Annotated in this window: 10 protein-coding genes; all 10 read left to right on the top strand. The window is 73.7% G+C overall.

Annotated features, from left to right (window positions below):
* Positions 1-757, top strand: a 757-nt coding sequence (locus tag VFW24_05450) for an ATP-grasp domain-containing protein (GenBank protein ID HEX5266198.1), incomplete at its 5' end; no start/stop codon positions are given.
* Positions 754-2,142, top strand: coding sequence for a CUAEP/CCAEP-tail radical SAM protein (locus VFW24_05445; GenBank protein HEX5266197.1), 1,389 nt, complete (start codon positions 754-756; stop codon positions 2,140-2,142). The genes VFW24_05450 and VFW24_05445, both read left to right, overlap by 4 nt.
* Before the next feature lie 11 nt (positions 2,143-2,153).
* The gene (locus tag VFW24_05440) at positions 2,154-2,738 is read left to right on the top strand and encodes a CDP-alcohol phosphatidyltransferase family protein (protein ID HEX5266196.1); all 585 of its coding nucleotides are present in this window, start codon (positions 2,154-2,156) and stop codon (positions 2,736-2,738) included.
* A gap of 10 nt (positions 2,739-2,748) precedes the next feature.
* Positions 2,749-5,235, top strand: a complete 2,487-nt coding sequence (locus tag VFW24_05435) for a sugar phosphate nucleotidyltransferase (GenBank protein ID HEX5266195.1) — start codon at positions 2,749-2,751, stop codon at positions 5,233-5,235.
* A gap of 45 nt (positions 5,236-5,280) precedes the next feature.
* Positions 5,281-5,976, top strand: coding sequence for a DUF881 domain-containing protein (locus tag VFW24_05430; GenBank protein HEX5266194.1), 696 nt, complete (start codon positions 5,281-5,283; stop codon positions 5,974-5,976).
* A 3-nt stretch (positions 5,977-5,979) separates the two neighbouring features.
* Positions 5,980-6,306, top strand: a complete 327-nt coding sequence (locus tag VFW24_05425; GenBank protein ID HEX5266193.1) for a small basic family protein — start codon at positions 5,980-5,982, stop codon at positions 6,304-6,306.
* 8 nt (positions 6,307-6,314) lie between these two features.
* Positions 6,315-7,034, top strand: coding sequence for a DUF881 domain-containing protein (locus VFW24_05420; protein HEX5266192.1), 720 nt, complete (start codon positions 6,315-6,317; stop codon positions 7,032-7,034).
* Positions 7,031-7,411, top strand: a complete 381-nt coding sequence (gene gcvH, locus VFW24_05415; GenBank protein ID HEX5266191.1) for a glycine cleavage system protein GcvH — start codon at positions 7,031-7,033, stop codon at positions 7,409-7,411. Before VFW24_05420 ends, gcvH begins: the two co-directional genes overlap by 4 nt.
* An 88-nt stretch (positions 7,412-7,499) precedes the next feature.
* Positions 7,500-7,973: an FHA domain-containing protein gene (locus VFW24_05410; GenBank protein HEX5266190.1), complete on the top strand. Its 474-nt coding sequence runs from the start codon at positions 7,500-7,502 to the stop codon at positions 7,971-7,973.
* A 12-nt stretch (positions 7,974-7,985) separates the two neighbouring features.
* The coding region (locus VFW24_05405; GenBank protein HEX5266189.1) for a MerR family transcriptional regulator at positions 7,986-8,399 on the top strand (414 nt) is incomplete at its 3' end.

Raw genomic sequence — 8,399 nt, 5'->3', positions numbered from 1 at the left:
CGCCGCCGGGGCCCGGGCCGCGGCGGGACGGGCCCGGGCCATCGCCACGGCCGCGGGCCGCGACCCCGGGGAGCCGGTGCTGGTGGAGGCCTTCGTCCCCGGGCCCGAGGTGGCGGTGGAGGCGCTCCTGTACGACGGGGTGGTGGAGCCGCTCGTGGTGTTCGACAAGCCCGACCCCCTGGACGGGCCCTTCTTCGAGGAGACCATCTACGTGGCGCCCTCCCGCCTGGGGGCGGAGGCCGAGGCCTCGATCGTCGAGCAGCTCGGCGCCGCCGTCACCGCTCTCGGACTGCGCCGGGGCGTGGTGCACGCCGAGCTGCGGGTCCCCTCGGGCCGGGCCCACGTGATCGAGGTGGCGGCCCGCTCCATCGGGGGGCTGTGCTCCCGGGCCCTGCGCTTCGGCACCGGCTCGACGCTCGAGGAGCTGGTCCTGCGCAACGCCCTCGGGCTGCCCCTCGGCGGGAAGGACCGGGAAGTGGCCGCGGCCGGCGTGATGATGATCCCGATCCCCGCTGCCGGCCGGCTGGTGGCGGTGCAGGGCCAGGACGCGGCCCGGGCCGTGCCCCTCGTCACCGACGTGCAGATCACCATCCGCCCGGGCGGGCGGGTCGTGCCGCTGCCCGACGCGGACCGCTACCTCGGCTTCGTGTTCGCCCGGGGGGGCCAGGCTGCCGACGTGGAAGCCGCCCTCCGCGCCGCCCACGAGCGCCTGGACATCGAGATCGCCCCGGTCGGCGCCGCGGTGGCCGTCCCGTGAGGACGCTCCTCGTCTCCACCTACGAGCTCGGCCACCAGCCCCTCAACCTGGCCTCGCCGGCGGCGGCGCTGGCGGCGGCGGGCCACGAGGTGCGCTGTGTCGATCTGGCCGTCGAGGAGCTCGACCCGGCGGCGGTCGACTGGGCCGACGTGGTGGCGTTCTCCGTGCCCATGCACACGGCCACGCGCCTGGCCGTGCAGGCGGCGGCCGTGATCCGGGGCCGGCGACCGGAGCTGCCCCTGTGCGCCTACGGGCTCTACGCCGGCGCCGCCCCCGGCTTCGACGCCGCCCTGGCGGGGGAGTACGAACCGGCGCTGGTCGACTGGGTCGGCCGCGGCGGCGGGCCGGTCGCGGCGCGCGTCGAGCTCGGCCGCCACCACCCCGCCGTGCCCCGCCGCGAGGGCCTGCCGGAGCTATCCCGCTACGCCCGCCTGCTCCCCGACGGCACGGGGGCGGAGGGCGGCGTGCTGGCCGGGTACGCCGAGGCCAGCCACGGCTGCGTGCACCGCTGCCGCCACTGCCCGGTGCCGGTCGTGTACGACGGCCGCATCCGGACCGTCCCGGTCGAGACGGTCATGGCCGACGTCGACCGTCAGGTCGAGATGGGGGCGCGCCACATCACCTTCGGGGACCCCGACTTCCTGAACGGCCCCCATCACGCCCGGCGGATGGCGCGCGCGTTCCACCAGCGCCACCCCGATCTGACCTTCGACGTGACCACCAAGGTCGAGCACGTGCTGCGCCACCGCGACCTGCTGGCCGAGCTGGCCGCCTCGGGCCTGCTGTTCGTGGTGTCGGCCTTCGAGTCGGTCGACGACCGCGTGCTCGAGCGCCTGGCCAAGGGCCACACGGCGGCCGACGCCGCCACCGCCACCGAGCTCCTCCGCGCCCACGGCATCGAGGTCCGCCCCTCCCTCCTCCCGTTCACGCCCTGGACGACCGTGGCCGGCGTCGTGGACCTCCTCGACTTCGTCATCAGCCACGACCTGGTGGCCAACGTCGACCCGGTGCAGTACTCCATCCGCCTGCTGCTCCCCCCGGGATCGCTGCTCCTCGACGACCCCGAGGTCGGCGCCGTGCTCGGCCCCTACGACCCGGTGGCCCTCAGCCACCCGTGGCGCTCCCCGCACCCCGGGGTGGACGAGCTCCAGGCCGAGCTGGCCCAGGTGGTCGAGGCCGGGGGGGAGGCCGACGCCGTCGACGTCTTCCCCGAGATCCATGCCGTCGTGGCCCGCCGGGCCGCCGCCCTCGGCCGGCCCGGACCGCGGCCCCTTCCGCCCCGGGGCCCGGGCCGCCGGGCCCCCCGGCTGTCCGAGGCCTGGTTCTGCTGCGCCGAGCCGACCAAGGTGCAGCTGGCTACGGCCGGCGGACGGGGCCACCCGTAGACTGGGCCGTCGTGGCCAGCTCCGAGGACCGGGTGCTGACGGTCCCCAACGCGTTGTCGGTTCTGCGGCTGCTGTGCGTGCCGGTGTTCGCCTGGGTGCTGCTCGGGCGCGACGACGACTTCGCGGCGGCGGCCATCCTGGCGGCCATCGGGGCCACCGACTGGGTCGACGGGCAGGTGGCCCGGCGCTTCGACCAGGTGTCCACGCTGGGTAAGGTGCTCGACCCCGTCGCCGACCGGGTGCTGGTGGCCACGGCGGTGGTGGCGGGCACGGTGGCGGGCGCCATCCCGGTGTGGCTGTGCGTGGTCGTGGGGGCGCGGGAGGCGGCGGTGTCGGGGGCGGTGGCCCTCCTCGGCGCCCTGGGCGCCCCCCGCATCGACGTGGTGTGGGCCGGCAAGGCCGGCACCCTGGCCCTGATGTTCGCCTTCCCGTTCTTCCTCGTCGCCCACTCCACCGCGTCGTGGCACACCACCGCCGAGGTGCTGGCCTGGCTGTTCTGCGGGCCCGGCCTGGTGCTGGCGTGGGTGGCGGCGGCCGCCTACGTCCCCGCCGCCCGGCGGGCCTACGCCCAGTCCCGCCTGCAGGCGGTCCCGTGAGGACGCGGCGATGAAGGCGGTGATCATGGCGGGCGGGGAGGGCACCCGGCTCCGGCCCCTGACGTCGAACCAGCCCAAGCCGATGATCCCCCTGGCCAACCGGCCGATGATGGAGCACATCGTGGGCCTGCTGCGCGAGCACGGCTTCACCGAGATCGTGGTGACGGTTGCGTTCCTGGCCAACGCCATCCGCACCTACTTCGGTGACGGCTCCGAGTTCGGGGTCCGCATGGTGTACGCGTCGGAGGAGACCCCGCTCGGCACGGCCGGGTCGATCCGCAACGCCATGGACGAGCTCGACGAGCGCTTCCTCGTCATATCGGGGGACGTGCTGACCGACATCGACCTGTCCGCCGTGGTGCGCTTCCACGAGGAGCGGGGCGCCACCGCCACCATTGCCCTCAAGGCCATGGAGAACCCGCTCGAGTTCGGGATCGTGATCACGCGTGAGGACGGCAGCATCGAGCGCTTCCTCGAGAAGCCCACCTGGGGCCAGGTCTTCTCCGACACCATCAACACCGGCATCTACGTGCTGGAGCCGGAGGTCTTCGACTACATCCCCGCCGGGCGCCCGGTCGACTTCTCGGGGGAGGTCTTCCCGGCCATGCTCGAGGCCGGGGCGCCGATGGCGGGCTGGGTGGCCGAGGGCTACTGGGAGGACGTCGGCAACCTGGAGGCCTACCTGCGCAGCCACCACGACGTGCTCGACGAGAAGGTCGAGGTCGAGGTGGACGGGTTCCGCCTGGCCGAGGGGGTGTGGCTGGGGGAGGGGGCGGAGGTCGACCCCACCGCCCGCCTCGAGGGGCCGGCCATCGTCGGGCCCAACTGCCGGGTCGACGCCGGGGCCACCCTGTCGGCCTACACCGTGCTCGGCGCCAACGTCCGCGTCGGCCGGGACGCCTACCTCGAGCGCTGCGTGGTGCACGACAACGCCTACCTCGGGGACTCGGTCCGGTTGCGGGGCTGCATCCTGGGCCGGGCCACCGACCTGCGCCGGGGGGCGCGCTGCGAGGAGGGGGTGGTCCTCGGCGACGAGTGCTTCGTCGGCGAGCACGCCGTCATCAACCCCGGTGTGAAGGTGTACCCGTTCAAGACGGTCGAGGCCGGCGCCGTCATCAACAGCTCGATCGTGTGGGAGTCGCGGGGGGCCCGCCAGCTGTTCGGCCGGCTGGGCGTGGCCGGGCTGGCCAACGTGGACGTGACGCCGGAGCTGGCCGTCCGGGTGGCCATGGCCTACGCCTCCACCCTCAAGAAGGGCGCCACCATCACCACGTCCCGGGACGCCAGCCGGGCGGGGCGGGCGGTGAAGCGGGCGGTGATGGTCGGGCTCAACGCCGCCGGGCTGAACGTCGACGACCTGGAGCTCACCACCCTGCCGGTGACCCGCTTCCAGGTGCGTACGGGCCGCAGCCAGGGCGGGGTCAGCGTGCGCCTGGTCCCCGGGGACCCCCAGTCGGTCGTGATCCGCTTCCTCGACGCCGACGGCCTCGACATAGACGAGGCCAGCCAGCGCAAGATCGAGCGCCTCTACTACCGCGAGGACTACCGCCGGGTGCTGGCGTCGGAGATCGGGGACATCGGCTTCCCGCCCCGCGCCCTCGAGTTCTACACCGCCGCCCTGGTCGAGAGCGTGGACGTCGACGCCATCCGCGGGGCCCGCTTCAAGCTGGTCCTCGACTACTCCTACGGGTCGACCAGCTTCGTGATGCCCAACGTGCTGGCCAAGCTCGGCACCGAGGTGCTGGCCGTCAATCCCTACGCCTCGACGGCGGGGGCGGTGGGCTTCGACGTCCGGACCCACGCCGAGGCGGTGGGCGAGCTGGTGCGGGCGTCGGGCGCCCACGTGGGTGCCGTGCTCGATCCCGACGGGGAGCGGCTGACCCTGGTCGACGACAGCGGCCACGTCCTCACCGACGACGAGGCCCTGTTCTCCATGCTCGGCCTGGTGCTCACCACCCAGGCCCATCCGGCGGTTGCCCTTCCCGCCGCAGTCCCGGGCGCCGCCGAGGCGATGTGCGCCGACGCCGGCGCCCCGCTGACGTGGACCAAGCTGGCCCCGGCCCATCTGATGGACGTGGCGGCCGAGGGCGGCCACAGCTTCGCCGCGACCCAGGACGGCGGGTTCATCTTCCCCGGGTTCCTGCCCGCCTTCGACTCGGTGGCGGCGCTGGCCAACCTGCTCGCCATGCTGGCCGTGACGGGCCTGCGCCTGTCGAAGCTGGTCGCGGGGGTGCCCCGCTTCCATCTGGCCCACGAGACCGTGGTGACGCCGTGGGAGCAGAAAGGCCTGGTCATGCGGATGCTGGTGGAGAACTCCAAGGACCACGAGCTGGTCCTGGTCGACGGGGTGAAGGTGCTCCACGACGACGGCTGGGCCCTGGTGCTGCCCGACCCCGAGGACCCGGTCACCCACGTGTGGGCCGAGGCGGACAGCACGCGCGACGCCACGACCAGGGCCCAGGAGTACGCTCGGCGCATCCGTCAGATGCTCCGCTGAGCCGCTCGCCCCGGACCTCCCCCGTTGCCGTCCCGACGTTCCGTGGTGCTGGCGGTGGTCTGCGGCCTGGCCGCCTTCGGGGTCGTGGTGGCCGGCCACTCCCAACGCCAGCAGGGCCGGGCCGAGGCGCCCCAGCAGGCCCGGCTGGCCCATCTGGTCGAGAGCGAGCAGGCCGCCGTGGGCTCGCTCCAGAGCGCGGCGGCCCGCCTCCGCCAGCAGCTGGCCCACGCCCAGCAGAGCCGCTCCCGCAGCAGCGCCCTCAGCCAGCAGACCACCGCCGAGCTGGCCGGGCTGGCGGTCACCGCCGGGGAGACCGCGCTCCAGGGCCCCGGTCTGGTGGTCACTCTCGACGACGCCCCGAACGTCCCCGCCGGCAGCGCCGACGCCGACGCCTACCGGATCCACGACACCGACCTGCAGCTCGTGGTGAACGCCCTGTTCGCGGCCGGGGCCGAGGCGGTCTCGGTCAACGGCAACCGGGTGTCGGAGGTGACCTCGATCCGGGCGGCCGGCCAGACCATCGTCGTCGACCTCACCCCGCTCCTGCCGCCCTACCGGGTGACGGCCATCGGGGCCGACCAGCGCCGCTTCACGCGGAGCGCGGTGGCCCGGCGCTTCGGGGAGTGGACGAGCGAGTTCGGCCTGGGCTTCGACGTCAGCGCCCGGCCGGCGGTGACCGTCCCTGCCTTCGTGCTCCGGGCCCCACTGGCCGCGGCCGCCCCGCAGCCCCGGGGAGGCTGAGCCGTGCTGGTCGGGTTCGGGGTGCTGGTCGGGGTCCTCGTGGCCCTCCTCGTCCAGCCCTCGGTGCCCCAGAACCTGTCGCGCTACGTGGCCATGGCGGTGGTGGCGGCCATCGACGCCGCCTTCGGCGGCATCCGGGCGGCCCTGGAGCGCACCTTCAACGACCGGATCTTCGTGGCCGCCTTCGTGCTCAACGGCCTGCTGGCCGCCGGGCTGGCGTGGCTCGGGGACCAGCTCGGTGTCGACTTCGCCACCGCGGTGGTCGTCGTGTTCGGCGTCCGGATCTTCCAGAACCTGGCTGCCATCCGGCGCCGGGTCCTCGGCGGATGACGGCGGTGATGGCGTCCCTGCGGCGCCCGTCGCGCCGGGTCGGGGTGGCGGGCTCGGTCGTGGTGGTGCTGGCCGCCGCCCTGGCCGGCTACCTGCTGGTGGCCCAGGTCCGGGGCACCGAGAGCTCGACCCAGCGGCTGGCGACCGAGAGCCAGGGGGACCTGGTCCAGATCCTGTCCGGCCTCAACACCGAGGCGGCCGGCCTCCGCGACGAGATCGACACCCTGAAGCTGCAGCTGCTGAGCCTGCAGTCCTCGTCCCAGAGCGACGCCGCCGCCCTGGTGCAGACCGAGCAGCACCTCTCCGACCTCGAGGTGCTGGCCGGGACGGTCCCGGTGAGCGGGCCCGGGATCGTGCTGTCGGTCAGCGACCTCCGGCACCAGGTCGGCTACGACAGCATGGTGAGCGTCGTCGAGGAGCTGCGCGACGCCGGGGCCGAGGCCATCTCGGTCGACGGCCGCCGGGTGGGGCCCAACTCGTGGTTCGGCCAGTCGGGCACCACGCTCCAGCTCGACGGGTCGGCTCTGACCCAGCCGTACACGGTCCAGGCCATCGGCGACGCCACCACCCTCACCGGCGGACTGGAGATCCCAGGCGGGGCGCTCGACGCCCTGGGCTCGCTCTCCGGGGTCACCGCAGGGGTGGCCCGCTCGTCGCAACTGGTGCTCCCGGCGCTCCCGCGCGCCCCCTCTTTCCGGGTGGCCCATCCGGTAGGGTCCGGCTCGTGAACGTCCCCGACGACCTGCGCTACACGCAGGACCACGAATGGGTCCGCCTCGAGGACGGACGGGCGCGGATCGGGATCACGGACTACGCCCAGGACGCCCTCGGGGACGTGGTCTTCGTGCAGATCCCCGACATCGGCACCGCCGTCGAGGGCGGGGCGTCGTTCTCGGAGGTGGAGTCCACCAAGTCGGTGTCGGACGTGTACGCCCCGGTGGCCGGGACCGTCGTCGAGGTCAACACCACCCTGGCCGACTCCCCCCAGCAGCTCAACGAGGACCCTTACGGGGACGGGTGGATCTGCGTGATCGAGCCCCACCGGGTGTCGGACGTCGAGGCGCTGATGGACGCCGAGGCCTACCGCCAGCTGATCTCCAGCTGAATCGGGCTGAACCTCACGTGGAGGTCGAGGGCCGCCGCGCCCCGATCTCAGGTCGAGGATCGGCCCGGCAGGCGATACCGTAGGTTCCGTGTTCTGCAACCAGTGCGGGCACCGCAACGCGGAGGGCTCGAGGTTCTGCTCATCGTGCGGCGCGCCCCTGGAGCCGCCCGGTGAAGACACCACCATCACCTTCGCGCCCGTCGGGGGCGCGGATGGGGCCGAGGAGGAGTTGAGCGTCCAGATCCCGGCCATCACCGAGGGCCTCGGCATGCTGGTCGTGAAGCGGGGACCGAACGCCGGCTCCAAGTTCGTGCTCGACCAGCCGGTGACCCGGGTGGGCCGGCACCCGGACAGCGACATCTTCCTCGACGACATCACCGTCTCCCGCCGCCACGCCGAGTTCTACCAGCGGGGGGAGGGATACCTGGTCAAGGACGTGGGCTCCCTGAACGGCACGTACCTCAACCGCGAGCGGATCGACGAGGCGGGGCTGGACAACGGGGACGAGGTCCAGATCGGCAAGTTCAAGCTCGTGTACCTGGCCGGGCACGCGGACAGCTGACCCCTCCGGCTGATGCCCGATAGGTCGTATCTGTCGATCGGTGACGTCCTCAACCTCCTCAAGGAGGAGTTCCCGGACATCACGATCTCCAAGATCCGCTTCCTCGAGAGCCAGGGGCTGCTCGACCCCGAGCGGACGCCGTCGGGCTACCGGAAGTTCTACGACGCCGACGTCGAGCGCCTGCGCTGGATCCTGCGCCAGCAGAAGGAGAACTTCCTCCCCCTCAAGGTGATCAAGGGGCGCCTGGACCCGTCCGGGCCCGCGGCCGCGCCCGAGCCGGCCGCCGCTCCACCGGCACCGGTTGCCCCTGCCGACTCCAACGGGGCGGCGCCCACCCCGGCGGCCGGGCCCGAGCCCCGGGGGCCGGGGCCCGAGGTGCCCGAGCCGGTTGTGGCCGAGCCTGCGGGGGCCGAGCCGGCGGGGGCG

The organism is Acidimicrobiales bacterium (genome assembly GCA_036273495.1).
In the GTDB taxonomy this organism is placed as follows: domain Bacteria; phylum Actinomycetota; class Acidimicrobiia; order Acidimicrobiales; family JAJPHE01; genus DASSEU01.
The sequence above is the reverse complement of the archived record's forward strand: the minus strand, read 5'-3'. Positions and strand labels throughout refer to the sequence as shown.

Excerpts from the sequence above, each read along its gene's own strand:
- VFW24_05435 (HEX5266195.1), top strand. The coding sequence starts at position 2,749 with ATGAAGGCGGTGATCATGGCGGGCGGGGAGGGCACCCGGCTCCGGCCC.
- VFW24_05420 (HEX5266192.1), top strand. The coding sequence starts at position 6,315 with ATGGCGTCCCTGCGGCGCCCGTCGCGCCGGGTCGGGGTGGCGGGCTCG.